Origin of the sequence: Streptomyces sp. NPDC005805 (assembly GCF_040630445.1) — a bacterium.
In the GTDB taxonomy this organism is placed as follows: Bacteria; Actinomycetota; Actinomycetes; order Streptomycetales; family Streptomycetaceae; genus Streptomyces.
This window is the reverse complement of sequence record NZ_JBEXXN010000005.1, coordinates 39802-66799: the sequence shown is the minus strand read 5'-3', so window position 1 is coordinate 66799 and position 26998 is coordinate 39802. Positions and strand designations below refer to the sequence as shown.

Below are 26998 nucleotides of genomic sequence, written 5' to 3'. Positions count from 1 at the left end.
GTCACAGGCGGCGGCCTTTGGGGCGTCCCTGGTCGATTCCGGGGAGCGGGGCTTCGCCGAGCGTGGGCGCGGGGGCGTCGGTTCGCTGGGCGGGGAGTGCCCCGGGGGGTTGGATGCGGTCGCGGAGGCTGGGCCCGTCGTCCTGGAGCAGTTCGGTCAGGTCCTCGCTGACCTCGGCCTCCGCGGGGGCCGAGGGTTTCGCCGCCGCGGCCTTCGCCTCGTTCTCGGCGCGGACCTCGCTCTCGAAGCGGCGGACGTTCTCGACGATGGCCGGATCGAGGCTGTGGTCGAGCGCGACGCGGATCTTGCGCTCGCCCAGTCGCTCCACACCAGGGGGGATCGCGACGTTCTCGTACCGCTCGTTCTGGAGGATGTCGGTCGCGGCGAGGTAGCTCTTCTCGAGCTCCGGATCGTTGAACCGCTGCTTGAACTGGTCGGAGCGGGCGAGTTCGTACAGCTCGTGGTTGTCCATCTTGGCGCGGAAACTGTCCGGCGTGTGGAACTGGAGCTCGAACTTCTCGCCCCGATCGGGGTTCTCCCAGGTCGTGTTGAGCCCCTTGTACACGGGGTCTTCCCAGGTGTTCTTCTCCGAGCCGGGCACGGGACGGTAACCCTGTTCCCGCAGCTGCCCGTACACCTGCTCCGTGGCGGCGGTGTACTCGGCGGTGGGAAAGGTCAGGGTGTAGCGGTGGAGGTCGTTGTTCTGCTCAAGGAGCTCTTCGACCGGCACGCCGCGCATGGCGGACTTCGCCACCTTGCGGCGCAGCGAGTCCAGGCCCTTGAGCGAGTACTCCAGCCCTTCCAGCCTCCCGCCCCTGGTGGCGTGGGACTCTTCGATGCCGACCAGCTTCCGGTCGAGTTCCGCTCGGCCCTGCTGCGCCCGGTGCCAGCTGTCCGTGACGAGCTTGTTCTGCTCGGGTGTGAGCGTGCGGCCCTCGTCGGTGCCCTCTCCGTGCCATGCCCCCGTCTCGTCGATCACAACGCGGTGGCCCCGCTCACGCCGCGGACCTGCTGGAGCAGCCGTTCGGCCTCGTCGGGGGTGACCTCCACGAGGTGTGTGAGCTCGTCGGAGCGCGCGCTGAAGTGGTCGTAGACCCGGTCCGTCGTCTCCCAGGTGTTGGTGACCATGAAAGCCTCGTCATGAACACGCTCGGGGCTGCTGCGGCGCCGTACGACCGAATACGGTGCCTTGCCGCTTCGCCAGGACGCCTCGCTGCCGTATTCGGCCCAGTACCGCACCCACCCCTGACGGTCCGCCTCGAGCTCCGCGGCCCGCTCCGCGGTCACGGAGTGCAGTGCCTCCCGCTTCGGCAGGTACTTCTCGGGTTCGGCGACCGGGCGCCACTCCCAGGTGAGCAGGGACAGGTACTCCCAGGAGTCCCCGTTGCGCCGCCACAGGTTGGCGGGGCGGTCGACCGTGTATCCCGGTGACACGCGGACGAAATACTCGTACTGCTCGCTCATACGTCGTTCCTCCTGGCGGACGCGGCCTTGATGCGCGCCTCGAGCGCCGCCGCGTCCGTGGGGCGGCCGGGGCGGTCGGGTGAGTGGTCGGATTCGCAGTTCTTGAAGGTGTAGTTCTGGTGGATCCGTTCGACGGTCGGCCAGAGCCACATCTGATGCCAGTAGGCCATCTCCTGGCCCGTGCCCCCCGACGCCGCGTCGGCCTCGGAGGCGGCGAGCCAGGCTCCACGCAGCGCCGCCAGCTCCTCGGCCACACCCCCGTGGGCCGGCCAGCAGGGCCAGATGCGCAGATGGAGTTGCGGCGCGTAGTGCCCGCCGAGCCAGTCCACCCAGGCCGACAGGTCCCGCCAGTCGCGGTCCGTCGCCCGGTGCGACCAGGGGCTGCCCACGGGCCGGTCCACCCCGTGCGGCGAGGCGGAGGCGGGGCGGCTCTCCTCCAGCACATGGAGCCGGCCCAGGATCTCGGAGAGCACGCTCTCGATCTCGCGCTGGTCGGTCTTCACCCGGGTGGCGAAGGTGCGCACCAGGGTCTCGAGTTTCTCCCGGTGCTGCCGCATCGCGTCGACGTCCTGTGCGAGGCGTGCGACGGAGGAGGCGAGCACCGGGGTGGTCTCCGTGTTCACGCCCTCTCCGTTCACGCCTTCTCCAGGTGCGGGCCGACCCGTCGTGCCCGGGTCGCCTGTTCGGCGGCCCGCAGTTGCCTGCCGTCGCTCCGGGCGTCCCACGGCAGGAGTTCGGCGATCACACCGGGCGCGCCGCGGAAGAGGAGCAGCGCCTGCCCGCTCGGCAGCTGCCTGATCTCCTCGGGGCGGAGTACCCGGCGCTCGCGCTCGGTGTGGGAACTGGTCGAGACGAAGAGGCGGTTGGACTCGCGGGAGGTGGAGACCTCCCGCATCTCGGTCTCGCCGACGAGTTCGGAGAAGCGGCGAAGTGCCTCGATGTCCTTGAGCCCGCCCATGACCAGGGTGGCGGCCGCGTTGTCGAGCAGGGTGTCGGCCTCCTGCTCGCCCCAGCGCAGGACGGCCTGGGCGAGGGACTGGAGGGCGTACACGATGTGGATGCCGTAGCCGCGCGCGTCGGAGGCGAGCGCGGGGAGCTTCGGCAGCGGGGCGACGTTGGCGACCTCGTCCAGGACCAGGCGCAGGAAGGGGTCCAGGCGGCCCGAGGCGAGCCTCGGTGCGCGGCGCTTGGCGGCGTCGACGACCTCGCCGAGGAGCATGGTCGTCAGCGGTGAGACGTTGGTGGAGGCGTTGGCGTCGCTGATGAGGACCAGGGTGTCGCGGGAGGCCACGAACCGGTCGGCGTCGAAGACGGGCACACCCTCCTGCGGGGTCACGCACCGCAGGACCTTGCGCAGCGCGAGGGGCTCGATCTGGGCGGCGAGGGTTTGCCGGGTGGAGGCGACCGTCTCGTCCGCCCCGGTGGAGACGGACCTCAGCAGCACGTCCCAGCCCGGCTCGGCGCCGGGGTGGTCGGTGAGGATCGCGCGGGGTTCGTCGGCGTTCTCGAGGTTGGTCGCCCAGCGCATCACGTGCTCGATGGTCCGGCCTTCGAGCGCGGCGGCGTGGAGGAGCCGGGTGAGGGCGGAGGAGGCGGTCTGCTGGAAGAAGCCGGCGTTGGTGGAGGACGAGTCGTCGGCACCCATGCCGACCGAGAACGACAGTGCCCGGGAGGTGGCGGTCTCGCCGTCCTGGCAGCCGGCGACCGGGTCCCAGACCATGCGCTCGGGCCATCCGACCGTGTCGAGCGGATCGAAGACCCACACCCTGCCGAGCCGGGAGCGGGGCTCGGCGATGACGTCGAGAACGTCGGCCCGGGTGGAGGTGACGACGAGCGGGCCGGGAGCGTCCAGGCACGCGGGGACGACGACGGTACGTGACTTGCCCGCGCCGGACGGGGCGATGACGGCCACGGAGTCCTCGGGAGTGGCCACCAGCGGTTGCCCGGTGTGGAGTTGGCGTGCGAGGAGCCAGCCGACCTCCTTCAGGTCGGCCCTGGCCGCCGCGCGGGAGTCGAAACTGCCGTCCCCGCGGCTGAAGGTCGTCGCCCGGGTCATCGCGGCGGCGGAGCGGGCCCGTTGCTCGCCGAGGGCGTACCGGGCCTCGTTCGCCGAGGCGAGCCCTTCGCCGCCCCGGCTGCGCGACCGGCGCCGCACAGCGCGGGCCACGAGCCATCCCACGGCGACGGGCCCGAGGAGAAACGCGGCCCAGACGGCGAGCGTGACGCCGGCCGACGCCGGCCGAATGCCGTCGCCGAGACCGTCGAGGGGCTTGTTGACGATCAGGGCGGCCACGGTGGACGTGACGTCGGACAGGGCCAGTCCGTCCGCGGTCGCCCACACGGCGAGATGCCAGGAGACGGCGACGGCGGCGATACCGCAGCCGGCCTTCAGGACGGTCGTCTCTCCCTTGGCCTCGGTCTTCTGGGGCTTGCGCCCCACGTCACGTCCGCGGCTCATTTTCATCCCCCCGATGCGCCGGAACTCGCCCGGCTCAATGCCGTCGTGATCAGGCTGACCGTAGCATCTGCAATTTTAGGGGCAGTTGGGCCGCTCACGGAGTGAGGTTGGCCGCCGGGCTGTCCGAGGTTGTGGTTACACTCGGCCCGCCCGGTCACCGGGTTCGCCGACCGGCTCCTGCGGTCGGCCGTAGGATGATCAACGGGGTACGGGGAAGAGCATGAGGGCGCTGCCCAAGGCTATTCGTGTCATTTTGAATCTGCCTGAGCAAACCGGGCAACAGTCGGACAGTCAGGAGAGATCCGGCACGTCCGGAGGCGGCCGGCAGGGCCTGCCGGCGGACACCGCGGGCGGGGATCGGTCCAATCCGTGGGTGGAGGCGTCCAGGCGGCTGGAACCGGCCACCGGCCCGGTCGGCCGGGGGGACGCGGGCTCTGCCGCGTCCGGTGCCGCGGGTCGTGGCCCCGGGGCCAGGTCTGCCGCCGGCGTGCCGTGGAACGTGCAGGAGGAGGGCAGCGGGGCCAGGTTCGCGAGGCGGTTCGGCCGGGGTGTGCTGTGGACGGTCATCGTGCTCGCGGCGGTCACGGGCGTCCGCTCGTGGTTCATCCCCAACACCCCCGGGAAGGCTCCGGCCCCGGTCGTGCAGGCGCCACCTCGCTATGCCGAGGCCGAGGCCCAGGCGGTGGCATCCCGGTTCGCCCGTGCCTATCTGACGTGGAGTGAGGACTCCGCCTCGGAGCGGGAGAGCGCCCTCGCCCTTGATCTGGTGCCCGGTGTCGAGGCCCGGCTCGGCTGGGACGGCAAGGGCAGACAGCGGGTCGTCCAGTTGTATCCGGGTGGTGTGACGGTGCTCGAGGACGGCCGGGCGCGGGTTCGCGTCGAGGCCCTCGTCGCGGGCAGAGCCGACCCGAAGGCCAAGCCGCAGCCGCAGTGGATCGGACTGGACGTGCCGGTGGCCCGGGTGGGCGAGCGGATCGCCGTGACCGGTGCGCCCGGTGTCGTCGCGCTCGCCCCGCCGGGTGACCCGGAGCCCGTCGACGCGCCGGAGCCCGACCCGGCGATGTCCACGCAGTCCATGGACGTCGTGGAGCAGTTCTTCAAGCAGTACGCCGACGGGGACCCGTCGGCGGTCGCCGCTCCCGGTGTGCGGATCCCGGCCCTGCCCAAGGGCTATGAGCTCACCGCGGTGAGCAGCTGGGTCGTGGACCTCGGCAAGGGGGACGACCGGACAGGGACCGCCGTCGTCACCTGGAGCACGGCCGGCGGAACCGTCTCCCAGACGTATCGCGTGAGCATCACGCGGGTGGCCTCGGCCGAAGCGGGGCGCTGGCAGGTCTCGGGCCTCCACGGCGGGGCGTACTGAAACTTCCTCACGGGTCCGGCGGACTCACCCCGAACAGACGCTAGGAAAGGGTTGTGGCATGTCCATGATAGAAATTGCGGCTCCGTTGACGGACGGCGCGGAGCTCAAGGACTGGGTCCTGCTGATCGCAGGCAACATCTTCATCGTCATCCTGGCCGTCCGAGGCATCGGCTACTACGCCAAGCGGGAGTGGGGCGAACTGATCGGCCACCTCATGGCCGCGGTCGTGATCGCCGGCATCGTGTACGCGCCCAACGTCGCCATCGGCCTCTTCCGGGGGATCTGGGAGAAGGTCGCAGGAGCCTGATGCGCAAGGGCTACACGTTCACGCGCCATTTCGACCTGGAGACGCGCCAGCACGAGCTGATGGGTCTGGACCTGGGGGAGGGCGTCCCGCGGCGGACCCTGATCCTCGGCGTGGCCCTTTTCGCGACGTGGTGCGGCGGCCTCGTGCTCATCTTCGGCGCACCGTCCAAGTACACGTTCTCGGTGTACATGCTGCCGCCTCTGATCATCGCCGTGCTGGGCGCCCAGCGGAACCGCCGGGTCGACCGGCGCCGCAACCTCACCTGCTGGGCCCTCACCTGGCGCTACGTCACGAGTGGACACCGGCCCATCATCAACGGCGGCCGCCGGGCCGCCGAACGCTCGGAGTGGATTCCGGTGCGGGCCCGCTGGGGCGAACGCGTCGACCAGCTGCTCGACCTCCCGGGCTTCGGCGGACTGGAGCCGCTGCTCAGCGGCAGCAGGCGTGAACCCACGGCCTCCGCCATCCGGCTGGACGGCCGAGCCCGGATGTACGGGCCCGACCGGGTGTGGCGGGCACGGGAAAGAGCCGGCCTCACCGACAAGAAGACGTCGCGACCCAGTAGGAAGGCGAAGGCGTGAAGCTCACCAAGGCACTCGGACGCTTCATGGGCCTCGGCCCCGAGCGGGCGCTCCCGCCACCCCGCTACGAGGCCATCGCGGACGGCCTCGTCATCACGGACACGGTCGCGGAGGCATGGTTCGTGCTCTCCGGTTCCAACACCGACCTCATGGCGGAGCCGGCCCGCGACGCCGAACAGGACGTGATCGGCTCGGTCCTGGCGCGCACCCTGGCCGGCTACGACTGCCACCTCAAGGTGCTGTGGTCCCCGCTCAACGCGTCCGACTACGTGGACGAGTCCGAGCAGCTCTTCTCCGCGGGACACCACCGGGAGTGGACCCAGCTGCGCGTCGACCGCCTGGACATGCTCGAACTGCCCACCCGGCACCTGCTGCTGGGCGTGCGGATCGCCGAACGCAACAACCAGACCAAGGCGAAGAGCCGGGCCGGCTTCCAGGAGGCGCTCGGCCTCGGCACCCGCGCCGTCTCGTACAAGGAACTCGCGCGCCTGGACGCGCTCACCCGCCGCCTGGGCCGGCAACTGGAGAGCACCCCCTGGCGGGCGCAACCCGCCACGGTGGAGATGCTCGGCTGGATGATCGCCCGCGAGCAGCACCGCAGCGCGCCGGTCCCCGCGCCCAACGGCGACGGAGCCATCTCGGGCGCCAAGCTCGTCCAGCTTACGCAGGGCCGCGTCATGCCCCACTCCGACCACCTCCAGATACTGGACGGCCGGGGCGAGCCCACCGCCTGGGTCTCCGTGCTCGCCCTCACCGGATTCCCGGAGGAGATGGAGAGCCCCGGCAGCGGGGAGTGGCTCCGGGCCGTCTCGGAGATCACCTACATCCCCGAGAACGACGACGACACCTTCCAGGACTACGGGCAGATACCCGTCGTCCCGGTGAACCCCGAGGTCTCCGTCCGCTTCGAGGTGATGCACAAGCGGGACGCCCTCAAGACCATCGACGAGGTCCGGAGGCTGGCGAAGGAGCAGCGCCAGTCGGCCGCCAAGCACTCCGCGGGCGAGGCCGGACGCGAGATCGAGGAAACCGAGCAGGTGATGGCCGAGCTCGCCCGGGACATGAAGCGGGACGACGTCACCCTCATCGAGGACCACCCGCGGCTCGTCGTCACCAGTGAGCTGAGCCTGGAGGACTTGCGGGCCAGGGTCGACGCGGTCGTCTCCTACTACGGCGGCATAGGCATCGAGGTCGTCGTCGGCACCGACGAGCAGCGCGAGTTGTGGATCGAGGCCCAGGCCGGAGACCTGGTCCGGGTCTCGGACCTGGGGCACACCCGCACGGTGGACGCCTTCGCGGGCTCCTGGTTCTGGGGCGGCGCGCAGGTCGGGGACGACAACGGTCCCATCATCGGCTACCTCACCGGTTCCACCCCGGGTGTCGTCCGCAACGACCTCACCGCCGGCTCCGAACGCGGCGACGCGACCACCACCGCGTTCATCGGCCGCTCCGGCCGCGGCAAGACCACCGGCATGATGCTGAGCCTGCTCGACGCCGGCTTCCGCGAGGCGTTCGTGCTGGCCCTCGACTTCAAGGGCGACATCGGCGGACTCGTCACGGCCGCGCAGTCCTTCGGCCTCAACTCCCACCTCGTCCAGACCGGCACGCACTACGCGGGCGTCGCCGACCTCTTCGGCATGCTGGGGGAGGACGAGCGGGCGCAGGTGGAGGTGCCGGCCCAGCTGGGCATCGCCCTGCCGTCCCATCTGCGTGCCCGTGGCGCCGAGACCCCGATCCAGAAGGCCGTCAACCAGGTCGTGGCCGAGGGGGACCCGGCCACCTGGAAGGTGATCCAGCGCCTGAGGACCAGTGACGACCCGCTCGCGCAGGAGACCGGCGAGGCGCTCTACGAGCTGTCCCTCACCGGTGTCGGCGCACCCTTCATGGGGCGGCCGTCGGGCGAGCCGATGCTCGTGCCCAAGCCCGGCCTGTGGGTGGTCCAGATGCCCGGACTGTCGCTGCCGGACGCCGACAGCGACCGCGAGGACTGGAACGTCACCCAGCGCCTGTCCGTCGCCCTGATGCACTCCATGATCGCCTACGCCGTCACCACGGCCGGCCGGAAGGACCTGCGCGGCCTGCGCAAGGTCGTGGCGGTCCCCGAGGTGCATGTGCTCACGGCGACACGCGAGGGCAGCGCGTTCCTCCAGTACATCGCCCGGGTCGGCCGCGCCCTGTCGACTGCCCTGGTCGTCGACACCCAGGACCCGGAGACCCTGGCGGGCCTCACCGGTCTGGTCGAGCAGTTGACCACGGTCTTCGGTTTCCAGCTCACCACACCCCAGCAGCAGAGCGCGCTCGCCGCGCTCCTCGGACTGCCGGACGACGAGCACACCCGCCGGCTGATCCAGGCCATCGGTCTCCAGCCCGACGGCGAGATCCGGCACGGCCACTGCATCACCCGCGACCGCCGGTTCTCCTGCGCCACCACACAGTTCGACATCCCGAGCGGCGATCTGCTGCAACTGCTCAGCACGACACCGAAGATCAGCAGGTTCGGCGCCGGACCGCAGGAGGAGAAGGCATCGGATCCGGGGACGGACCTGGCACAGGAGGCACTGGCATGAGCGGCGTTCCTGGCGGCGTCCGCGAAGGACGGGACCGATGAGGCTGCGCACCATCGCGATTCCGGTCCTCGGACTGCTGGCCACCATGGCGGTCACGGCGAACGTGGCCTACGCGGCCGAACCCATTCCCCCAGTGGGAGTCGGGGGCCTGATTCCGGAGAACGCCGAGCCCGGGGGCAACGCGACGACCCTGTACGAGACCTACTCCACGGATCTCAGCGTCTGGACACTCGATTCGGACATCGAGACGGGCGTCACCGAGTGGGAGGGCAACGGCCTCTACCTCCAGCATCTGCTCAACCAGGTGCTGATGGGCATCATCGTCCTGATCGGCCGTGCGTGCGTGGTCATCACCCAGTGGGCGATCCAGGGCGCGTCGGTCACCGACCTCACCGATCCGATCGAGAAGGCGATCTCCGGCGCCGCCAACACCCTGATCCCCACGGTGCTTCCGGCCTGCCTCGTCATCGGAGCACTCGTCGCCTACGGGAACCACCGCAAGGCCCAGGGGTCGCAGATGTCCCAGGTGGGCTGGCTGGTGGCCGCGTCGGTCTTCTCGATGTCCCTGCTGACGAGTCCCGGTGTCTGGGTCGACGGCATCAACTCGGTCCGCAACATCGGCTCGGACGTGTCGTTCAGCGTGGCCAACGCCGGGATCGGCGAGCCCGGTGCCTATCCGATCGAGCTGTCCCACGAACCGACGTTCAAGGGTGACGCGCGGACGAACGTCACCCGCAAGGCGGGCGACGCCGTATGGCGGACCTATGTGGCGACGCCCTGGTGTGTGGCGGAGTTCGGCAGTCTGGAGGTCTGCCGGAAGGAAGGCGAGAATCTGCTCAACGTCGCCAAGGACGGGGGTGACAGAAAGAAGTTCCTGCACGAGAACGTCCACGACGACGGGGGCAGCGACAAGGGGACCTTCGTCGGTGAGAAGTCGGTCGACTGGCGTCAGGGCCAGACTCCGGCCGGCCGGATGATGGTGCTGATCCTGGGGATCGTCGCCGTGGTCATCTACGCGGTACTCGCCCTGATGCTGGCCTTCGCCTCGATCGCCTCGCTGCTGGGCGCGTTGATGCTGCTGATATCCGGGGTGATCTTCGCCTGTCTGTGGGTCATTCCCGGCCGGCCGAGACAGTGGGGCGTCAAGTGGTTCGACGCGCTTCTCGGCATGGTGCTGCAGTCCTTCATCGCCACCCTGGTCCTCAGTTGCGTCATGATCATCACGGTGGTCTGCACGCAGTCGGCGGAGAAACTCGGCTGGCTGGTGGCCTCCGGTCTCTCGATCACCGCCGCCATCGTGGCGTTCAAGTTCCGCCGGCTCGTCGAGACGATCGTCGGCTCGATGAGCGGACTCAGCTCCGAGGCCGGTATCGCCGGCCTCGCCACGGCCAAGGCCGGTGCGCTTGCCGGAAAGGCGGCGGCCTTCGGCGCCAAGGCGCCGTTCCGGGCCGGTATGGCGACGGGCAACGGCATCGGCAGGATGCAGGGTGCGTACGCCAACTGGCGGAACAGGAAGTCCGGTTCGGAAGCCGGTTCCGACGGCGGCGGCGAGTCGGCGGCGGGTGCGGTGACGCGCGGCGGCCGCTTCCGCAGCAGCACCCCGCCACCTCTGCCGACCGACCGCACCACCGCCCCGGGCGGCGGAGCGGCGGGCCAGGACGTCGGAAAGGACGTCGGGCAGGGCCCCGGACGGGTCGCGGGGCGCGACGGCACCCAGCCGGTCGGTACGGCGGGCCGCGCGGGAGCAGGCGGCAAGTACGGGAAGTCCGCGGCGGAGAAGGCGCCGGGCGACCGCCCCGGACAGCGCCACGGCAGGACCGCGCCGCCGCAGCGGCAGAGCTCGTCGTTGGACGCCATGCAGGACCGTCAGCGTGCCCGACTGCAACGAGCGGACCGCCGGGGTCAGGCGGGGCAGCAGCCGGTACGGCCGCGCCGACGGCCCGCCGGCACGGGGGACTTCAACTTCCGCAAGCTCCAGCCGAACCGCCGCCCCGAGCCGTCGTCCCCCTCCCGGGCGGTGCCCGTGCAGCGAGGAGGCCGGCCGCGGCCTTCCGGTGAGCAGCAGCGCACCGGCCGCGGCCGGTAGCGGGACAGCCGGCGGCCGGGGCGGATCGGAATGAGATCCGTCCGTCCCGGCCGTCGGCCCGCCCACAGGCACATCACCAGAGCGGAAAGGCACATCGGTGGAGAAGAAGCGTCGGCAGGAGCCGCCCGAGCCCGAGGCTTGGAGGCAGATGCTCAACGCGCAGTACGACTACCCCGACGACCTCACCCCGGCGAACGCCGGGCGGAAGGCGCGCCGCAGTGCGCGCAAGGAGTGGCGCGCGGCCGACCGGGAAGCCCGCCGCGCCTACGTGCGGGGCCTGCGGGAGAAGGAACCCGCCACGCCCGGCGGGATCATCCTCCTGGCCGTGGTGCTGCTGGCCGTCGGCGCGCTCGGCATGTGGCTCTTCCCCAGGGACACGGACGACCGGGCACAGCCCGCGAACCGGGTGTCGGCGAGCCCGACGGCCGCGGACACCGCGCCCGGCTCCCCTGACGGGAAAGGGCAGCAGCCGCCCGCTTCTGCGTCGCCCTCGGAGACGGCTGCGGACCTGTCGCGGCCCGACACGGTCGCCGCCGCCTTCATCAAGGCCTACCTCACGCGTGATCCGGTGAAGGACCAGGGACCCCGGGCGTCCGTCGAGCGGGCGGAGCCGTGGATGACCAAGAGTCTGACGCAGAACCTGATCGCTCACCCCGACCCGGCGTACCAGCGCCTCGTCATCCAGGGCGGAGTGGCCACGGTCAAGAAGGTCGATGTGGCCGAGGCGGGTGACGAACTGCCGGTCGACATCCCCAAGGTGCGGGCGTTCCGCGAGGTGAGTGCCTCGATCGTCGTCGAGGAGTGGGAGACCGTCACGGAGGTCCGCAAGCTGCACCTGGAACTCGTCTACACCGAAAAGGGCTGGCTCGTGGGCCGGATCCTGGATCTGGTCTAGCGGTGAAGGGTCAAGCAGTTCTGAACGCGGCCGCCGGGGTGGCCGGCCGCGCCATGGGCCTCAAAGTCGGTGCGGTGGGCTCCGTCGTCTTCCTGATCGCCCTCGTGCTCCTGGGGTCGTTCTCCGGAAGCGGCGAGTCCGCGGCGGGGGAGGGCAGCAACTGCCCGGGCAACGCCGATGTGGGCGACATCGGGGACACCGGGCTGCCTCCCAGCCAGGACCAGATCACCAACGCCAAGATCATCGACGGGGTCGCCGCGAAGCGGAAGCTGCCCGGCCGCGCCACACTCATAGCCCTCATGACGGCGCTTCAGGAGTCCGGCCTGCGGAACATCGACTACGGCGACCGCGACTCGGTAGGGCTCTTCCAGCAGCGGCCTTCGGCCGGTTGGGGCACGGTGCAGCAGATCATGAACCCCGAGTACTCGGCCAACGCCTTCTTCGGAGGACGGGGAGCGGGGCATCCGCGCGGTCTGGTCGACGTCAAGGACTGGCAGGTCAAGCCGCTCGGCGTCGTCGCGCAGACCGTTCAGGTGTCGGCGTTCCCGGCGCTGTACGCACCCCGCGAGGGCCAGGCCCGCACCATCGCCCGGAAGGCCGGCATCGACCTCGGGCGGTCCGGCGAATCCGGGAGCAGCACCGCACCGGTGATCGACGGCGGCTCCTCCTGCACCGACGGCGGCGGAACGCCCGGCAAGCCCGGTGAGCCCTTCCACGACGGCAACGCCTCCTGGCCCGCCCAGGTGAAGAACCCCCGCTCGACCGCGGACGCGATCGCCTGGGCGAAGAGGGAGGTGAACGGCGGGCCCGACTGGCTGCGCATGTGTCTGGCGTTCACTGCCCGTTCGTACGGCTGGGGCTTCTCCGGCACTCCGTACGCCATCGACCACTACCAGAAGGTCATGCCCGCCTCCATGCGGCACGACCGCGACCGCAATCCGCCGCCGGGAGCGCTGATGTACTGGGACACCGGCAGTCGCGCCGGCCATGTGGCCGTCTACGTCGGGGACGGAAAGATCGCCAGTAACGACATCAAGCGCGCGGGGTACATCGACGTCGTGCCCGCGACCGATCCCGAGACCAAATGGGGGGCCGAGTATCTCGGGTGGTCGCCTCCCTATTATCCCAAGGGAGGATGATCATGACGCGGTCACCCCGTAGGCTCCGAGGTGTGAGCCGGCGCGTCATCCGGGGGAGGAACTGATCACCGTGCCTGTCATCGCAGACCCCTCGACCGTACCGCTGACGCCCGTGCTCACCATCCTCCTGGGGGCCGACGGCAGTGTCAGCGTCAACGGCGAGGCCGTGCCGGCCGACGGCGACCCCCGAGTGGCGGGGCTCGCGGAGGTACGGATCAAGGCCGCGTTCCTCGGCCGCCCCGTACGGGTCACGGCCAAGGAGCCGGACGGGTCGGCCTGGGCGCTGATCGTGGACGTGGACGGCGCGGTGACGCCGCTGTCCGACCCGCACCCCCGTCCGGAGCCCGCGGCCTCCGTGCCCACGTCGCCGCCCGCCTCTCCGCAGTTCGTCGCGCCGGTCGCGGCCGCGCCCGAGGTCCGGCCGGCCGTCGACTGGGACGCCCCCCTGCCGGCGGAGTACACCCCGCTGTGGGACTGGATCATGGAGGCCGCGCAGCGGGGCGATCTGCGCACGGCCGGTGCCCTCGCCACCGAACTGGTCGGTGAACTCACCCACCGCTACGGTTCCGGTCATCCCGCCACGCTGAACTCCCAGCTCAACGAGGCGTACTTCGCCCTGCTCGCTCACGACCACCGCAGGGCGGCTCTTCTGTACGCGCACACGGCCCGCCGGCTGGCAGCGGCCGGGGCGCCCCACGCCGTGGTCCAGAAGGCGGCCCGGAACGCCCACGCCAGTTGGAAAGAGGTGGCCGATCCGGCAGCCGCGCTCGAGATCGGCCGGCATGTGCTGGAGATGTGGCACGCGGCGGCCGGGGACGACCGCCGGCCGATCGGATGGACGGAACGCCGGCTGCGGACACTCACCGAGCGGCTCGCGGACGAAACGACCGGTTGAACCGGCTGGACACGGAGCGAGCCGTCGAGCAGCAGTCCGGCCGGCTCACCCCGGACGGGCCCCACGCCTCACGCCGTGCCCGCGTCCGCCGGGATCTCGTCGACGCCCCAGCCCGCCAGCAGGCGGAGGGACTCGGCGGAGCGGGTGCCGGGTTCGGCGTGGTAGGTGACGAGGGAGAGGTCGTGGTCGTCGGGGAGGCGCAGGGTCTCGTAGGCGAGGGACAGTTCGCCCACCAGGGGGTGGTGCAGGCGCTTCACGCCGTGGCCCTTCTCCTGCACGGTGTGGGCCGCCCACAGGGAGCGGAACTCCTCACTCTTCACGGACAACTCGCCGACCAGGGAGGAGAGTCGCGGGTCGTCCGGGTAGCAGCCCGCGCACAGCCGCAGGACGCTCACCACCTCGATCGCCTTGCACTCCCAGTCCAGGTACAGCGCGCGGGAGTTCGGGTCCAGGAACACCAGCCGGGCCATGTTCCGCTCCGCCGGCTCCATCGCGGCGAAGTCGCCGAACAGGACGCGGGCCATGCGGTTCCACGCCAGGATCTCCAGGCGCCGCCCCAGGAACAGCGCCGGGGCCTGGTCCATGGTGTCGATCAGCTGCTGGAGCTGCGGCCGCACCTTCTGCGTCCGGTGCACCGCGCCCCGCTTCTTCTTCGCCTTGGGCTTGGCCAGATGCGTCAGATGCGCGTGCTCGGTGTCCGACAGCCGCAGCGCCCGCGCGATCGAGTCCAGCACCTCGGTGGACACGTTCTGCCCGTTCCCCTGCTCCAGCCGTGTGTAGTACGCCACCGACACCCCCGCCAGCTGCGCCAGCTCCTCCCGGCGCAGCCCCGGGACGCGGCGGTGGCGGCCGAAGTCGGGCAGCCCGACGTCCTCCGGCTTCAGCCGGGCCCGCCGGGACCGGAGGAATTCGCTGAGTTCGACACGCTGGTCCATCCCTCAAGTATTGGCCACCCCCGGGACGGCCCGCCGGACGAGCCTGACCCTGCCAGTGGTAGGCACGGCGGACGTAGGCACGGCAGAGGGCTGGGTGGCTCCGCCGTGACCAGGCAGGCTCGACGCCATGACCACGAACGTATCCACCGTCCCCGCCTACGCAGCCCCCGCCGCGGGCGCCCCGCTGGAGCGCACCACGATCCCGCGCCGGGCCGTCGGCGAACACGACGTACTGATCGACATCAAGTTCGCGGGCATCTGCCACTCCGACATCCACCAGGCCCGTGACGGCTGGGGCACCGGCATCTACCCGATGGTCCCCGGCCACGAGATCGCCGGGATCGTCACCGAGGTCGGCCCGGGCGTCACCCGGTTCAAGGCCGGTGACCGGGTGGGCGTCGGCTGCCTCGTCGACTCCTGCCGCGACTGCGACAACTGCCGGGCCGGTCTGGAGCAGTACTGCACCGGTGGCAGCGTCGGCACGTACAACGCCCTCGACAAGAACGGCGAGCCCACCTACGGCGGCTACTCGACCCGTATCGTCGTCGACGAGCGCTTCACCGTCCGCATCCCCGAGGGCATCGCCCTCGACGAGGCGGCCCCGCTGCTGTGCGCGGGCATCACGCTGTACTCGCCGCTGCGCCACTGGCAGGCCGGCCCCGGCAAGAAGGTGGCGATCGTCGGGCTCGGCGGCCTCGGCCACATGGGCGTCAAGATCGCGCACGCGCTCGGCGCCGAGGTGACCGTGCTATCGCAGTCGCTCCGCAAGAAGGACGACGGCCTGAAGCTCGGCGCCGACCACTACTACGCGACCTCCGACGACGCCACCTTCGAACAGCTCGCGGGCACCTTCGACCTGATCGTCTCCACGGTCTCCGCGCCGCTGCCGCTCGACCGCTACCTCGGTCTGCTGCGCACGGACGGGGCCTTCGTGAACGTCGGCGCCCCGGAGGAGCCGGTCTCGCTGAACCTGTTCTCCGTCATCGGCGGCCGCAAGACCCTCGCCGGGTCCGGTATCGGCGGCCTCCCGGAGACCCAGGAGATGCTCGACTTCTGCGCCGAGCACGGCCTGGGCGCGGAGATCGAGGTGATCCGGGCCGACGAGATCAACGAGGCGTACGAGCGGGTGCTGGCCAGCGATGTGCGGTACCGGTTCGTGATCGACACGGCGACGATCTGACGAGATCGACACGGCGACGACCTGACGATCCGGAGACCGACGGCAGGGCGGCAGGCGGAGGCGGCACCGGTACGCGCGCCCGCCCGTCGAAGACCCCCGGCCATGACCCGGGAGGTAATCGACGGGCGCCCGCCCCGCCCGGCACGATCGCGGTGTGCCCGGAACCCCGGGCCCACCGCCGCCCCGCCCCGACCGGGAGGACCCGCCATGACCGCGTACGCCGTCGCCCATCTGCAGCCCCCGGCCCGTCTCGACGACGAGGTCTTCGACTACATGGAGCGCATCCAGGCCACCATGGAGCCCTACGGCGGGCGCTTCCTCGTGCACGGCGCGAACGTCGAGGTCGTGGAGGGCGACTGGCCCGGCGCACTGGTGATCGTCGCCTTCCCCGGTCTGCGCGAGGCCCGCGCGTGGTACGCCTCCGACGCCTACCGGGCCCTGATCCCCCTGCGCACCCGCCATATGCCGGGGGACATCGTCCTCGTCGAGGGCGTGGGCCCCGGCTACGACGCGGCCGGGACGGCCGCGCACCTGCGGCAGGTCCAGGGCACGGCGGCGGCCTGAGCCCGTCGAACCCGCCCCCCGGCCGGGCCCGCGCCGGCCCGGCCGGGGCCCTCACCCCGCTCCCTCCGGCGCATGGCACACCGCCTCCACGTTGTTGCCGTCCGGATCCCGCACGAACGCGCCGTAGTACGCCGGGTGGTACTCCGGCCACACTCTCGGCTCGTGCAGCACCTCGGCGCCCGCTTCCACCGCCGCGTCGAAGAAGGCGCGCACGGCCGCCCGGTCCGGCGCCGAGAAGGCGAGATGCGCCTCCCGGGCCGCCCCGCCCGTCACCGCCGGCCCGATCCAGAACGTCGGGAAGTCCTTCCCGTACCCGATCACCGTCCCCTCCTCCCGCTCGAAGAGCCGCGTGCCGCCGAGAGTGGCCAGCACCCGGTCGTAGAAGGCGGCGCTCGCCGCCGTGTCCGTCACCTGTACCGATACGTGGTCGATCATTCACCGAGGGTGACACATGCCACTGACAGTCGGGCGGGAGCGCCGTCCGGGCCGGGCTCGGGCGCCCCGGTCCGTGTTCCGGTACGCGTACCGCACGTCACCCCCGGCCGCCGCCGGAATCGCCGGGACCCCTCGGGCGTTCAGGAAGTGGGCAGGGGTCCGGGTGGCGTGCGCGCCCCCGGGACGGACGCCCGGACGAACGAGCCGGCATGGACGACATGTACGGGTACGACGAAGGAGGAGGCTGCAATGGCGGCGCAGACGCAGAGGGCCGTGCTGGCGGGCGGGTGCTTCTGGGGGATGCAGGACCTGGTCCGGCGGCTTCCGGGAGTGACGGCGACGCGCGTCGGCTACACGGGCGGCGACGTGGAGAACGCGACGTACCGCAACCACGGCACGCACGCGGAGGCCATCGAGATCCTCTTCGACCCCGAGCGGACGAGCTTCCGTGAGATCCTGGAGTTCTTCTTCCAGATCCACGACCCGACGACCAGGAACCGCCAGGGCAACGACATCGGCCTCAGCTACCGCTCGGCGATCTACTACGTGGACGACGAGCAGAAGCGGGTCGCCGTGGACACGATCGCCGACGTGGACGCCTCAGGGCTGTGGCCCGGCCCGGTCGTCACCGAGGTCGAGCCGGTCGGTCCCTTCTGGGAGGCGGAGCCGGAGCACCAGGACTACCTGGAGCGGTACCCGGACGGGTACACCTGCCACTTCCCGCGCCCGGGTTGGCGGCTGCCGGCCCGCGCGGAGGGCTGAGCGGGGGCTCACAGGCCGGCCGCGGGGCGGGGGCGGCGGGGTGGCTCAGCCCCGCAGCGTCGCCGGGCTGCCGCCGTTCGCCTCGTAACCCGCCACCGCGAGCGCCCGGTAGACCGTGTACTCGGCCGCCGGGTCGCCGTTGTGCGTCCACGGCAGGGCGCCGACGTGCCCGTCCACGTAGACGAGCTGGTTCATGGCCTCCGCCCAGCGCTCGCCGCGCACCAGGAAGAGGATCAGCAGGTGCCGGACGTGGGCGAGCATCGGGTCGTCCGCGCGGGCGGAGTGGACCGCGTACAGCGCGCCCTCGACGGCCTTGGTGACGACCGCGCTCTGGTAGAAGCCGCTGACCAGGTTGACCTCGGGCAGGTGCTCGTACACCGCGAACAGCGGCAGCGCGGCGAGCAGGGAGCCCTGCGGGGCGCGGGCAGCGGCGGTCGTCGCGAAGTGGTCGGCCTCCTCGCGGGAGCCGTGCCACTTCTCGCAGAGGTAGTGCAGCGCCGCGAGGTGCGCGCCCATGTGACCGGGCGCCCGGTCGATGACCTTGGCCCAGAGCTGGTCGAACTGCTCGTGGGAGTCGCCGAGTCCACGGGCGACGGCCAGGTCGACGATGTACGGGACGGGGTCGCCGGGCGCCAGCAGCGCGGCCTGGGCGCAGACGGACCGGGCCTCCTGCAGGATGATCCGGAACTCGTCCGTCCCCGCGGCGGCCGTCCGCCACGCCTGCTGGACGAGGAACTCGGCGTGCACCTGCGCACCGCCCGCGTCCTTCGGGGACTCGGAGCGCCAGGCGCGCAGCCACGCCCCGCCGGTGCCGGGCTGCTGCTGGAGTTCGAGGGACGCGGCGCCCGCGAACGCCTGCACCCGCTGCCAGCGGGTCTCGCTCTCCTTGGGCGTCCCGGCGAGGAGTTGCGAGGCGGCCCGCCAGTCCTGGGTGCGCTGGACGACGTCGAGCACGTCGAGGAGGTCCTGGTCGGGGCCCGGCAGGCGGACGTCCAGCTGTTCCTGGCGCACGAAGCCGTAGGTGTCGGGGTCGGCGGCGTCGGGCGAACCGGGCGCGGCGAGCCGGATGCCCGAGCGGCGGCGCAGCATGAACGGGCCGACGACCGCGGCGAGCATGCACAGCGCGATCAGGAACCAGAGAATCTCCATGGCCCCATTGTCCCGGACGCCCGCCGTCCCCCGACCGGGCAGGTCCCCCCTGTGGTCGCGGCACGTGTGGTCGCGGCATGTGTGGTCTGGGCACGTGTGGTCTGGGCACGCGTGGTCTGGGGACGTGTGGTCGCGGCACGCGTGGTCCGGGCCCATGCGGTCCGCGGATATGTGATCGAGAGACATGTCCTCCGGGCATGTGTGGTGCGCGTATATGTGGTGCGGGCATGTGTGGTCCGCACCCGGCCCGTCACAGGACTACGCTCGGGCCTCATGAGCGACGAGCACACCTTGCACAGCTTCGAGACCCGCGCGATCCACGCGGGCAACACCGCCGACCCGCTGACCGGCGCGGTCGTCCCGCCCATCTACCAGGTGTCCACGTACAAGCAGGACGGCGTGGGCGGTCTGCGCGGCGGCTACGAGTACAGCCGCAGCGCCAACCCGACCCGTACCGCGCTGGAGGAGAACCTCGCGGCGATCGAGGGCGGCCGGCGCGGTCTCGCCTTCGCCTCGGGTCTGGCCGCCGAGGACTGCCTGCTGCGCACGCTGCTGGCGCCCGGCGACCACGTGGTCATCCCGAACGACGCGTACGGCGGCACCTTCCGCCTGTTCGCCAAGGTCGTGGCGCGCTGGGGTGTGGAGTTCTCCGTCGCGGACACCTCGGACCCGGCGGCGGTGCGCGCCGCGGTCACCGACCGCACCAAGGTGATCTGGGTCGAGACCCCGTCCAACCCGCTGCTCGGGATCACGGACATCGCCGCCGTCGCGGACGTGGCCCGCTCCGCCGGTGCCAAGCTCGTCGTGGACAACACCTTCGCGAGCCCCTACCTCCAGCAGCCCATCGCGCTCGGCGCGGACGTGGTCGTGCACTCGCTCACCAAGTACATGGGCGGCCACTCGGACGTCGTCGGCGGTGCGCTGATCGCGGCCGACGCGGAGCTGGGCGAGGAACTGGCGTACCACCAGAACGCGATGGGCGCCGTCGCCGGTCCGTTCGACGCGTGGCTGGTGCTGCGCGGCATCAAGACGCTGCCGGTGCGCATGGACCGCCACAGCGAGAACGCGACCCGGGTCGCGGAGATGCTGACCACGCACCCGAAGGTGACGCAGGTCCTCTACCCGGGCCTGCCCGAGCACCCCGGCCACGAGATCGCGGCCAAGCAGATGAAGTCCTTCGGCGGCATGGTCTCGTTCCGCGTCCAGGGCGGCGAGGCCGCGGCGGTCGAGGTGTGCGACCGGGCCAAGCTGTTCACGCTGGGCGAGTCCCTCGGCGGCGTCGAGTCCCTGATCGAGCACCCGGGCCGGATGACGCACGCCTCCGTCGTCGGCTCCGCGCTGGAGGTCCCGGCGGACCTGGTGCGTCTCTCGGTCGGCATCGAGGCGGTCGACGACCTGCTGGCGGACCTGCGCCAGGCCCTCGGCTGACCTTGTTCGCCGGCCCCCGGCCGGTGGCTCCCGGGCCCGTCCGCCCGCGCACCGCGCCGGCGGACGGGCCCTTCGCACATCCCGTGGTCAGGCGGGGACCTTCTCGTCCTCCAAGGACTCCCTGATCATCTGGCGCAGTTCGGGCCCGTCGGTGTGCTGGTGCACGGAGACGGCGTGCTCGGCCGCCGCCCGGACGACTTCCTCCTCCTCACCCGTGATCGTGAGGGTGCATCCGGCGACGCTCGGCGTTCTGCGGCAGTCGGCGACTTTCCTGGTCATGGCGGCCTCCTCGGGCAGGGTGCGGTGCCGCTTCCTCCAGGTCTCCAGGGTAGATCCGCCGACCGGGCGGAGCCCGCGGCCCCGGACCGCCCCGGGTCCTAGACGCCCTCCATCGGCGGGGTCGTCCGGGTCGGCGGCGGAAGCCAGGGTTCCGCGACCAGGGCCCACACCAGCAGGGCGAGCAGCGCGGCGGACAGGAGGAGCCAGCCGGCCAGGCGGAGGACGCGGTGGCGGCGCAGAAGGCGGTCGCCGCGGGCGGCGGCGCGTACGGCGAGGTCCTGGGGGACGGTCGGCGGCCGGCCCTCCATCATGCGGCGGACCTCGCCCTCCTTGCGGTCGGTGCCGCTCATGGGGCGGCCCTCCCGCGGATCCCGTTGCCGGCGGTCCCGCTCATGGCGCGGCCTCCAGACGGGAGCCGGGACGCCGCCCGGGCGGCGTCGCCGGGCCGTGGCGCATCGCGGAGACGGCCCGGGTGCAGATCGCGCGGACGCGTTCCGCCGGGATGCCGAGAAAGGCCGCGGCCTGCTCCTCGGCGACCCCGTCGTAGACGAGGAGGACCAGCACCAGCCGTTCCTGCGGGGTGAGGCGTTCCAGGACCCCGCCGCCCGGGCCCCGGTGGTGGCGCCAGGCGCCGCGGGCGAAGCGCGCGGCCAGCTCCTGGCGGGTGCGGTCGTACGGGTCCTCGCCGCGCAGCCGGTCCCAGTCGGCGTAGGTGCGGGCGAGGGCGGTGGTGAGGAGCCGCTGGGCGAGCGGGTTGGCCGTGGGCGGCTCGGCCGTGAGCAGGGTGGCGACATGGAGCAGCCGCGCGGCCGCGCCCGCAACGAAGGCGTCGAACTCCTGGGCGCGGCGGCGGTCCCGGACGGAGTGCCGTTGGCTCACGTCCTCATATAGGGCCCAGGCCGGTGCCGGGGTCAAGGGGTCGGCACATCCGGGAACACCCGGGGCCGGTCCGGGCCCGGACACCGCCCGGACGATCCTCGGTCTCCCCGGCCCGGGTTCGGCCCCGGCCGGGGTTCGGGCCCCCGGCCCGGGTCGGCCCCGGACCCCGCCCCGGCGCCGTGCGGGGTTCAGGAGACCGGAGGGGGCTCCGGGCCGGCCTCCGGGGCCTCCGCCTCGGCCGGCGGCTGGCCCGCCTGCCGTGCCGAGAGCGCGCCGTTGAAGCGGGTCAGCAGCGTGCAGAACGCCTCCCGCTCCTCCGGCGACCAGCCCTCCGTGATCTGGCGCATCAGCTCCCGCCGCGAGGCGCGCACCTCGTCGAGGCGGGCCTGTCCGCGCGGCGAGAGCTGGAGGACGACCGCGCGGCCGTCCTCCGGGTGGGAGGTGCGCTTGACCAGGCCGGTGTCGACGAGCGGCGCGACCTGGCGGGTCACCGTGGAGGAGTCGATGCCCATCCCGGCGGCCAGCGCCTTGACGCCCATCGGCCCTTCCTGGTCGAGGCGGTTGAGCAGGAGGTACGCGGCACGGTCCATGGAGTTGCGGACCTGGCCGACCCCGCCGAGGCGGGTCTGCTCGGCACGTCGCGCGAAGACGGCCACCTGGTGCTGGAGGGCGTCGAGGAGGCCGGGACCGAGGTCCGTCATGTCCTGGGAAGTGGGCATGGCTGCGGGGGCTCTCTCGTGCGGTGGTCGGCTGGTGGGGGACAAGAGTACGCGGCCGTGCCCCCGCGCGGAGGCGTGCTGCCCAATCCGGTGCACCCGGTATCGCGGGCCGGTCCGGAGGCCGGTCAGGGCCCTCGCGGGGGTGGTCACGGCGGCGGTCTCGGGGGATCACCGGGCCCATCGCGGGGGCGCCCGGTATGCGGACGGCGGCCCGCCGACGGGCCCCGGCTGCGAGACTTGGCGCATGAACTTCCGCCTGCCCCAGGCCGCCTGCCCGGTCATCCTCGACGACGTCCGGGGAGCGCAGAAGATGCTCGCCGGCGTCGCCCGGATGACGCCCATGGAGGGCAGCCGCCACCTGTCCCGGCTGGTGGGCTCGCCCGTCCACCTCAAGTGCGAGAACCTCCAGCGCACCGGCTCGTTCAAGCTGCGCGGGGCGTATGTGCGGATCTCCTGCCTCACCCCCGAGGAGCGGGCCGCCGGGGTCGTCGCCGCCTCCGCGGGCAACCATGCGCAGGGGGTGGCGCTCGCCTCCTCGCTCCTCGGTGTGCGTTCCACGGTGTTCATGCCGGTCGGGGCGCCGCTGCCGAAGGTGGCCGCCACCCGGGAGTACGGCGCGGACGTGCGCCTGGTGGGCCAGGTCGTCGACGAGACCCTGGAGCAGGCCCAGGAGTACGCGCGGGAGACCGGGGCGGTGTTCATCCACCCCTTCGACCACCCGGACATCATCGCGGGCCAGGGCACCCTCGGCCTGGAGATCCTGGAGCAGTGCCCGGAGGTGCGGACGATCCTCGTCGGCATGGGCGGCGGCGGTCTCGCGGCGGGTATCGCGGTGGCGGTGAAGGCGCTGCGGCCGGACGTGAAGGTGATCGGCGTGCAGGCGGAGGGGGCGGCCGCGTATCCGCCGTCGCTGGCGGCCGGGCGCCCGGTGACGGTCCGCAGCCCCGCGACGATGGCCGACGGGATCAAGGTCGGACGGCCCGGGGACGTGCCCTTCAAAATCATTGGCGATCTCGTGGACGAGGTCCGTACGGTCTCCGAGGACGCGCTCTCCAGCGCCCTGCTGCTGTGCCTGGAACGGGCCAAGCTGGTCGTCGAACCGGCGGGTGCCAGCACGGTGGCGGCGCTGCTGAGCGAGCCGGACGCGTTCGACGGGCCGGTGGTCGCGCTGCTGTCCGGCGGCAATGTGGACCCGCTGCTGATGCAGCGGATCCTGCGGCACGGGATGGCCGCGGCCGGGCGGTACCTGTCGCTCAAGCTGCGGCTCACCGACCGGCCGGGGGCGCTCGCGGCGCTGCTGGGGACCCTCTCGGCGGCGGACGCCAACGTCCTGGACGTGAGCCATGTGCGCACCGACCCGAGGCTCGGGCTGACGGAGGCGGAGGTGGAGCTGCAACTGGAGACGAAGGGGCCGGAGCACTGCGAGCAGGTGGCGGCGGAGCTGCGGGCCGCGGGGTACACGGTGCTGGACGGCTGAGCAGGGCCCCGTACGCGGCCCCACCGGACGCTCGGAGCATCTGGTGGAAACCGCTTGTGAGTCGCGATACATCGCGATACTTTCGGGTGGGGAGGTCGGCCGCCGGTGTGCCCGTACGGTCGGACTCCTGTTCGGTCGGCCGGTTCGCGGGGTACCGGTTCGTCCCGTTCCCTAAGCTTTCCAGCGGCCCGTTCCCCGCAAGCCGCCTCATCCGCAAGCTCCGCCCGTTACGCGCAAGCCCATCCCCTGTCACCTTGGGAGACCTCTTATGCCAGGCGCCATCTACGCCGAAGGTCTGGTCAAGACCTTCGGCGACGTCAGGGCTCTGGACGGCGTCGATCTCGACGTCCCCGAAGGCACGGTCCTCGGACTTCTCGGTCCGAACGGCGCCGGCAAGACCACCACCGTGCGGGTGCTGACCACCCTGCTCCAGCCGGACAGCGGCACGGCGCGGGTCGCCGGCATCGACGTGCTCAAGCATCCGAACGAGGTCCGCCGGTCCATCGGCCTCTCCGGGCAGTTCGCCGCGGTCGACGAGTACCTGACCGGCCGCGAGAACCTTCAGATGGTCGGGCAGCTCTACCAGATGTCCGCCCGCGACGCGAAGACCCGCGCGGGGCGGCTGCTGGAGCGCTTCAACCTCGCCGACGCGGCCGACCGCCCCGCCAAGACGTACTCCGGCGGTATGCGCCGCCGTCTCGACCTCGCCGCCGCCCTGGTCGTCTCGCCGCCCGTGATGTTCATGGACGAGCCGACCACCGGCCTCGACCCGCGCAACCGGCAGCAGTTGTGGGACGTCATCCAGGAACTCGTGCGCGGCGGCACCACCCTGCTGCTCACCACCCAGTACCTGGAGGAGGCCGACCACCTCGCCGACGACATCTGCGTCGTCGACCACGGCAAGGTCATCGCCCGCGGCACCTCCGACCAGCTCAAGGCCCGCACCGGCGGCGAGTGCGTGGAGGTGGTCGTCCACCGGCCCGAGGAGATCGCCGCCGCCCGCCAGATCCTCACCACCTACGGCAAGGGCGAGGTCAGCGTCGTCGAGCACACCCGGAAGCTGACCGTCCCCGTCACCGGCGGCGCCAAGCTGCTCGCCGAGGTCATCCGCGACCTGGACGCGCGCGGCATCGAGATCGACGACATCGGCCTGCGCCGTCCCACCCTGGACGACGTGTTCATCTCCCTCACCGGCCATGCGGCCGAGGTTGCCGACGAGAACGGCGGCAGCGGGGGCGACGGCGGGAACGGCGGCAGCGCAGAGGGCGACGCGCCCCGGAAGGAGAGCGCCAAGTGAGCGCCACCACCGACACCGCCGCCCCGGTCGCGGCGCCCCGCCCGCGCGGCGGCATCATCCAGTCCTTCAACGACTCCCTGGTCGTGGCCAAGCGGAACATCATCCGCATGACCCGGATCCCCGAGATGATCATTTTCGGGATCATCCAGCCGGTCATGTTCGTGGTGCTGTTCAGCTATGTCTTCGGCGGCTCGATCTCGGTCGGCGGCAGCCTGTCCCCGGCCGCCTACCGCGAGTTCCTGATGGCGGGCATCTTCGCCCAGACGGTCACCTTCGCGACCGCCGGAGCGGGCGCGGGCATCGCCGACGACATGCACAAGGGCCTGATCGACCGCTTCCGCTCACTGCCGATGGCGCGCGGCGCGGTGCTCACCGGCCGGACCCTGGCCGACCTGGTGCAGACGGCGCTCACCCTGGTCGTCCTCGCGGGCGTCGCCCTCCTCGTCGGCTGGCGCACCCACGAGAACGCGGCCAAGGTCGTGGCCGGCTTCGCCCTGCTTCTGCTGCTGGGGTACGCGTTCTCCTGGATCGGCGCGCTGATCGGCCTCTCGGTCCGGACGCCGGAGGCGGCGACCTCGGGCGGCCTGATCTGGCTGTTCCCGCTGACGTTCATCTCCAACGCGTTCGTGCCCTCGGAGAACATGCCGACCTTCCTGCGGCACATCGCCGAGTGGAACCCGTTCAGCGCGACCGTCCAGGCGGCCCGCGAACTCTTCGGCAACCTGCCGCCGGGCTATCCGACCCCGGACGCCTGGCCCATGCAGAACCCGGTGCTGGCCTCGATCCTGTGGTCCGTGCTGATCATCGTGGTCTTCCGGACCCTGGCGGTGCGCAAGTACCGCTCGGCGACGGCGTGACGGGCTGACGGCCCGCCTGCACGGCGGCCGGTCCCGGCAAGCGGAGGGCCCCGGCGGGGATCCGGAATCCGGATCCCCGCCGGGGCCCTCTTGTGTCCGTGCGTGTCGGGTCAGGCGCTGTACGGCTTGGCGGCCAGGATCCTGACCATGGCCTTCCGGCCGTTCGGCAGCTCGTACTCGGCGTCGTCGCCGACCTTCTTGCCGTTCACGCCGGTGCCGAGCGGCGACTGCGGCGAGTAGGTCTCGATGTCCGAGCTCGCGTACTCGCGGGAGGCCATCAGGAAGGTCAGGGTGTCGTTCTCGTCACCGTCGAAGGCGATCGTCACGACCATGCCGGGCTCGACGATGCCGTCGTCCGCGGGGGCCTCGCCGACCTTCGCGTTGTCCAGGAGCTGGGTGAGCTGGCGCACTCGGAGCTCCTGCTTGCCCTGCTCCTCCTTGGCCGCGTGGTACCCGCCGTTCTCCCGCAGGTCCCCTTCCTCACGCGCCGCCTCGATCTTCTTCGCGATCTCGGTGCGCGCGGGACCAGACAGGTACTCCAGCTCGGCCTTGAGCTGGTTGTACGCCTCCTGGGTGAGCCAGGTGACGTTCTCGCTGGTCTGGGTCACAGGTGCTCCTCGTAGGTACTGGGAATACAAAGCATCGCCCTACCCAGAAGGATGGTCCTTCCTGGATGGGCGAAACCACGAGCCTAACAATTTCGGGGCGAAAGGGGGAGGACATATCCCACCTCGTCGGGAACGCCGCTGGTCAGCGCGTTCCGGCGCATGGTCCGGTGCGCGGCCGGGCCCCGGTACGGACCGGGCCCGGGGGCTGGGCCCGGGCCGGGTCAGGTGGCCGTGCAGCCCATCAGCTCGGCGCTGGTCGCCTCGCGCGTGGTGCGGATCGTGAAGACCCGGTCGATCCGGGCGCTGTCCGCGTCCTCGATCCGGGCGTCCAGCCGGCCGACCTCGCCGCCGTCCTCCGCGAGGGCCCGCACGGTGCAGGTGCCCGTGGCGCCGGCGTCCTTGCGGATCTCCAGGTGCGCCTGGACCGTCTTCTCGCCCTCGACGATGTCGAACTTGATCATCTCGGCGCTGATCGTCTGGCCGGTGATGTAGTCGTAGCCGAACCAGCCCACCATGGCGACCAGGCCCGCGCCGAGGAAGGCGCCGATCACGCGCAGCCTGCGGTCCGCGCGCTCGTCCGCCGAGCGCCCGTAGCGCCCGTGCGGAAGCCCCTCGCGTACCTCGCGCACCGCCGCCATGATCGATCCCTCCGGGTTCCGGGGACAGGAATTTTC

General features: G+C 71.7%; 28 protein-coding genes. 15 read left to right on the top strand and 13 right to left on the bottom strand.

Annotated features, from left to right (window positions below; genetic code table 11):
* Position 1 precedes the first annotated feature (1 nt).
* Genes ABZ457_RS04840 through ABZ457_RS04825 form a run of 4 tightly spaced genes read right to left on the bottom strand, consistent with a single transcriptional unit; the run spans position 2 to position 3922 of the window.
* Positions 2-979, bottom strand: a complete 978-nt coding sequence (locus ABZ457_RS04840) for a hypothetical protein (RefSeq protein WP_359153897.1) — start codon at positions 977-979, stop codon at positions 2-4.
* Positions 976-1464, bottom strand: a complete 489-nt coding sequence (locus ABZ457_RS04835; protein WP_359153895.1) for a hypothetical protein — start codon at positions 1462-1464, stop codon at positions 976-978. Before ABZ457_RS04835 ends, ABZ457_RS04840 begins: the two co-directional genes overlap by 4 nt.
* Positions 1461-2087 (bottom strand): hypothetical protein, encoded by a 627-nt coding sequence (locus ABZ457_RS04830; protein WP_359153893.1) that lies wholly within the window; start codon positions 2085-2087, stop codon positions 1461-1463. Before ABZ457_RS04830 ends, ABZ457_RS04835 begins: the two co-directional genes overlap by 4 nt.
* 11 nt (positions 2088-2098) lie before the next feature.
* Positions 2099-3922, bottom strand: a complete 1824-nt coding sequence (locus ABZ457_RS04825) for a type IV secretory system conjugative DNA transfer family protein (protein WP_359153891.1) — start codon at positions 3920-3922, stop codon at positions 2099-2101.
* A gap of 487 nt (positions 3923-4409) precedes the next feature.
* Between ABZ457_RS04825 and ABZ457_RS04820 the strand changes: the two genes are divergently transcribed.
* The 8 genes from ABZ457_RS04820 (at position 4410) to ABZ457_RS04785 (ending at position 13755) form a co-directional block, all read left to right on the top strand.
* Positions 4410-5285, top strand: a complete 876-nt coding sequence (locus tag ABZ457_RS04820; RefSeq protein WP_359153889.1) for a conjugal transfer protein — start codon at positions 4410-4412, stop codon at positions 5283-5285.
* 58 nt (positions 5286-5343) lie between these two features.
* Positions 5344-5592 (top strand): hypothetical protein, encoded by a 249-nt coding sequence (locus ABZ457_RS04815; RefSeq protein ID WP_359153887.1) that lies wholly within the window; start codon positions 5344-5346, stop codon positions 5590-5592.
* A complete protein-coding gene (locus ABZ457_RS04810; protein ID WP_359153885.1) occupies positions 5592-6173 on the top strand; it encodes a hypothetical protein in 582 nt (193 codons plus the stop codon). The genes ABZ457_RS04815 and ABZ457_RS04810 overlap by 1 nt, the downstream gene beginning before the upstream one ends.
* Positions 6170-8740: an ATP-binding protein gene (locus ABZ457_RS04805; RefSeq protein ID WP_359153883.1), complete on the top strand. Its 2571-nt coding sequence runs from the start codon at positions 6170-6172 to the stop codon at positions 8738-8740. Before ABZ457_RS04810 ends, ABZ457_RS04805 begins: the two co-directional genes overlap by 4 nt.
* Positions 8741-8777: 37 nt before the next feature.
* On the top strand, positions 8778-10826 hold the full coding sequence (locus tag ABZ457_RS04800) for a hypothetical protein (RefSeq protein ID WP_359153881.1): 2049 nt from the start codon (positions 8778-8780) through the stop codon (positions 10824-10826).
* 97 nt (positions 10827-10923) lie between these two features.
* Positions 10924-11721, top strand: coding sequence for a hypothetical protein (locus tag ABZ457_RS04795; protein ID WP_359153879.1), 798 nt, complete (start codon positions 10924-10926; stop codon positions 11719-11721).
* Positions 11722-11723: 2 nt separating this feature from the next.
* Positions 11724-12860: a peptidase M23 gene (locus ABZ457_RS04790; RefSeq protein ID WP_359153877.1), complete on the top strand. Its 1137-nt coding sequence runs from the start codon at positions 11724-11726 to the stop codon at positions 12858-12860.
* Positions 12861-12930: 70 nt separating this feature from the next.
* Entirely contained in the window at positions 12931-13755 is an 825-nt protein-coding gene (locus ABZ457_RS04785) for a hypothetical protein (protein WP_359153875.1), read from the top strand.
* A gap of 68 nt (positions 13756-13823) precedes the next feature.
* Here the strand turns inward: ABZ457_RS04785 and ABZ457_RS04780 are convergent, their stop codons facing one another.
* The gene (locus tag ABZ457_RS04780; protein WP_359153873.1) at positions 13824-14690 is read right to left on the bottom strand and encodes a helix-turn-helix transcriptional regulator; all 867 of its coding nucleotides are present in this window, start codon (positions 14688-14690) and stop codon (positions 13824-13826) included.
* Between the two features lie 127 nt (positions 14691-14817).
* Here ABZ457_RS04780 and ABZ457_RS04775 point away from each other — a divergent pair, with 127 nt between their 5' ends.
* Positions 14818-15870, top strand: coding sequence for an NAD(P)-dependent alcohol dehydrogenase (locus ABZ457_RS04775; RefSeq protein WP_359153871.1), 1053 nt, complete (start codon positions 14818-14820; stop codon positions 15868-15870).
* A gap of 207 nt (positions 15871-16077) precedes the next feature.
* Positions 16078-16434 carry a DUF1330 domain-containing protein gene (locus tag ABZ457_RS04770; protein WP_359153869.1) on the top strand — a complete coding sequence of 119 codons (357 nt, stop codon included), beginning with the start codon at positions 16078-16080 and terminating at the stop codon, positions 16432-16434.
* Positions 16435-16485: 51 nt separating this feature from the next.
* On the opposite strand, the gene ABZ457_RS04765 is transcribed toward ABZ457_RS04770, so the two are convergent.
* Positions 16486-16869 carry a VOC family protein gene (locus ABZ457_RS04765; RefSeq protein ID WP_359153867.1) on the bottom strand — a complete coding sequence of 128 codons (384 nt, stop codon included), beginning with the start codon at positions 16867-16869 and terminating at the stop codon, positions 16486-16488.
* 249 nt (positions 16870-17118) lie between these two features.
* On the opposite strand from ABZ457_RS04765, the gene msrA reads away from it, so the two are divergent.
* Positions 17119-17631, top strand: coding sequence for a peptide-methionine (S)-S-oxide reductase MsrA (msrA, locus tag ABZ457_RS04760; protein WP_359153865.1), 513 nt, complete (start codon positions 17119-17121; stop codon positions 17629-17631).
* Between the two features lie 45 nt (positions 17632-17676).
* On the opposite strand, the gene ABZ457_RS04755 is transcribed toward msrA, so the two are convergent.
* Complete coding sequence (locus ABZ457_RS04755; RefSeq protein WP_359153863.1) at positions 17677-18780, bottom strand: hypothetical protein; 1104 nt, start codon at positions 18778-18780, stop codon at positions 17677-17679.
* 273 nt (positions 18781-19053) lie between these two features.
* On the opposite strand from ABZ457_RS04755, the gene ABZ457_RS04750 reads away from it, so the two are divergent.
* Positions 19054-20208, top strand: a complete 1155-nt coding sequence (locus ABZ457_RS04750; protein WP_359153861.1) for a cystathionine gamma-synthase — start codon at positions 19054-19056, stop codon at positions 20206-20208.
* Positions 20209-20295: 87 nt separating this feature from the next.
* On the opposite strand, the gene ABZ457_RS04745 is transcribed toward ABZ457_RS04750, so the two are convergent.
* The 4 genes from ABZ457_RS04745 to ABZ457_RS04730 all read right to left on the bottom strand — a co-directional run bounded on the left by ABZ457_RS04745 (position 20296) and on the right by ABZ457_RS04730 (position 22085).
* A complete protein-coding gene (locus ABZ457_RS04745; RefSeq protein WP_359153858.1) occupies positions 20296-20487 on the bottom strand; it encodes a DUF1059 domain-containing protein in 192 nt (63 codons plus the stop codon).
* 98 nt (positions 20488-20585) lie between these two features.
* Positions 20586-20837, bottom strand: a complete 252-nt coding sequence (locus ABZ457_RS04740) for a hypothetical protein (protein ID WP_359153856.1) — start codon at positions 20835-20837, stop codon at positions 20586-20588.
* Positions 20838-20877: 40 nt separating this feature from the next.
* Positions 20878-21366, bottom strand: coding sequence for a sigma factor-like helix-turn-helix DNA-binding protein (locus ABZ457_RS04735; RefSeq protein ID WP_359153854.1), 489 nt, complete (start codon positions 21364-21366; stop codon positions 20878-20880).
* A 188-nt stretch (positions 21367-21554) separates the two neighbouring features.
* On the bottom strand, positions 21555-22085 hold the full coding sequence (locus ABZ457_RS04730; RefSeq protein WP_359153852.1) for a MarR family transcriptional regulator: 531 nt from the start codon (positions 22083-22085) through the stop codon (positions 21555-21557).
* Between the two features lie 244 nt (positions 22086-22329).
* Here ABZ457_RS04730 and ilvA point away from each other — a divergent pair, with 244 nt between their 5' ends.
* From ilvA to ABZ457_RS04715, 3 genes are all read left to right on the top strand, one after another.
* Positions 22330-23562, top strand: coding sequence for a threonine ammonia-lyase (ilvA, locus tag ABZ457_RS04725; protein WP_359153850.1), 1233 nt, complete (start codon positions 22330-22332; stop codon positions 23560-23562).
* Positions 23563-23830: 268 nt separating this feature from the next.
* Positions 23831-24859 carry an ATP-binding cassette domain-containing protein gene (locus tag ABZ457_RS04720; protein ID WP_359153848.1) on the top strand — a complete coding sequence of 343 codons (1029 nt, stop codon included), beginning with the start codon at positions 23831-23833 and terminating at the stop codon, positions 24857-24859.
* Positions 24856-25716 (top strand): ABC transporter permease, encoded by an 861-nt coding sequence (locus ABZ457_RS04715; protein WP_359153846.1) that lies wholly within the window; start codon positions 24856-24858, stop codon positions 25714-25716. Before ABZ457_RS04720 ends, ABZ457_RS04715 begins: the two co-directional genes overlap by 4 nt.
* A gap of 110 nt (positions 25717-25826) precedes the next feature.
* On the opposite strand, the gene greA is transcribed toward ABZ457_RS04715, so the two are convergent.
* Both greA and ABZ457_RS04705 read right to left on the bottom strand, forming a co-directional pair.
* The gene (greA, locus tag ABZ457_RS04710; RefSeq protein ID WP_018847259.1) at positions 25827-26324 is read right to left on the bottom strand and encodes a transcription elongation factor GreA; all 498 of its coding nucleotides are present in this window, start codon (positions 26322-26324) and stop codon (positions 25827-25829) included.
* A gap of 221 nt (positions 26325-26545) precedes the next feature.
* Positions 26546-26962, bottom strand: coding sequence for a DUF4307 domain-containing protein (locus ABZ457_RS04705; RefSeq protein ID WP_359153843.1), 417 nt, complete (start codon positions 26960-26962; stop codon positions 26546-26548).
* Positions 26963-26998 lie beyond the last annotated feature (36 nt).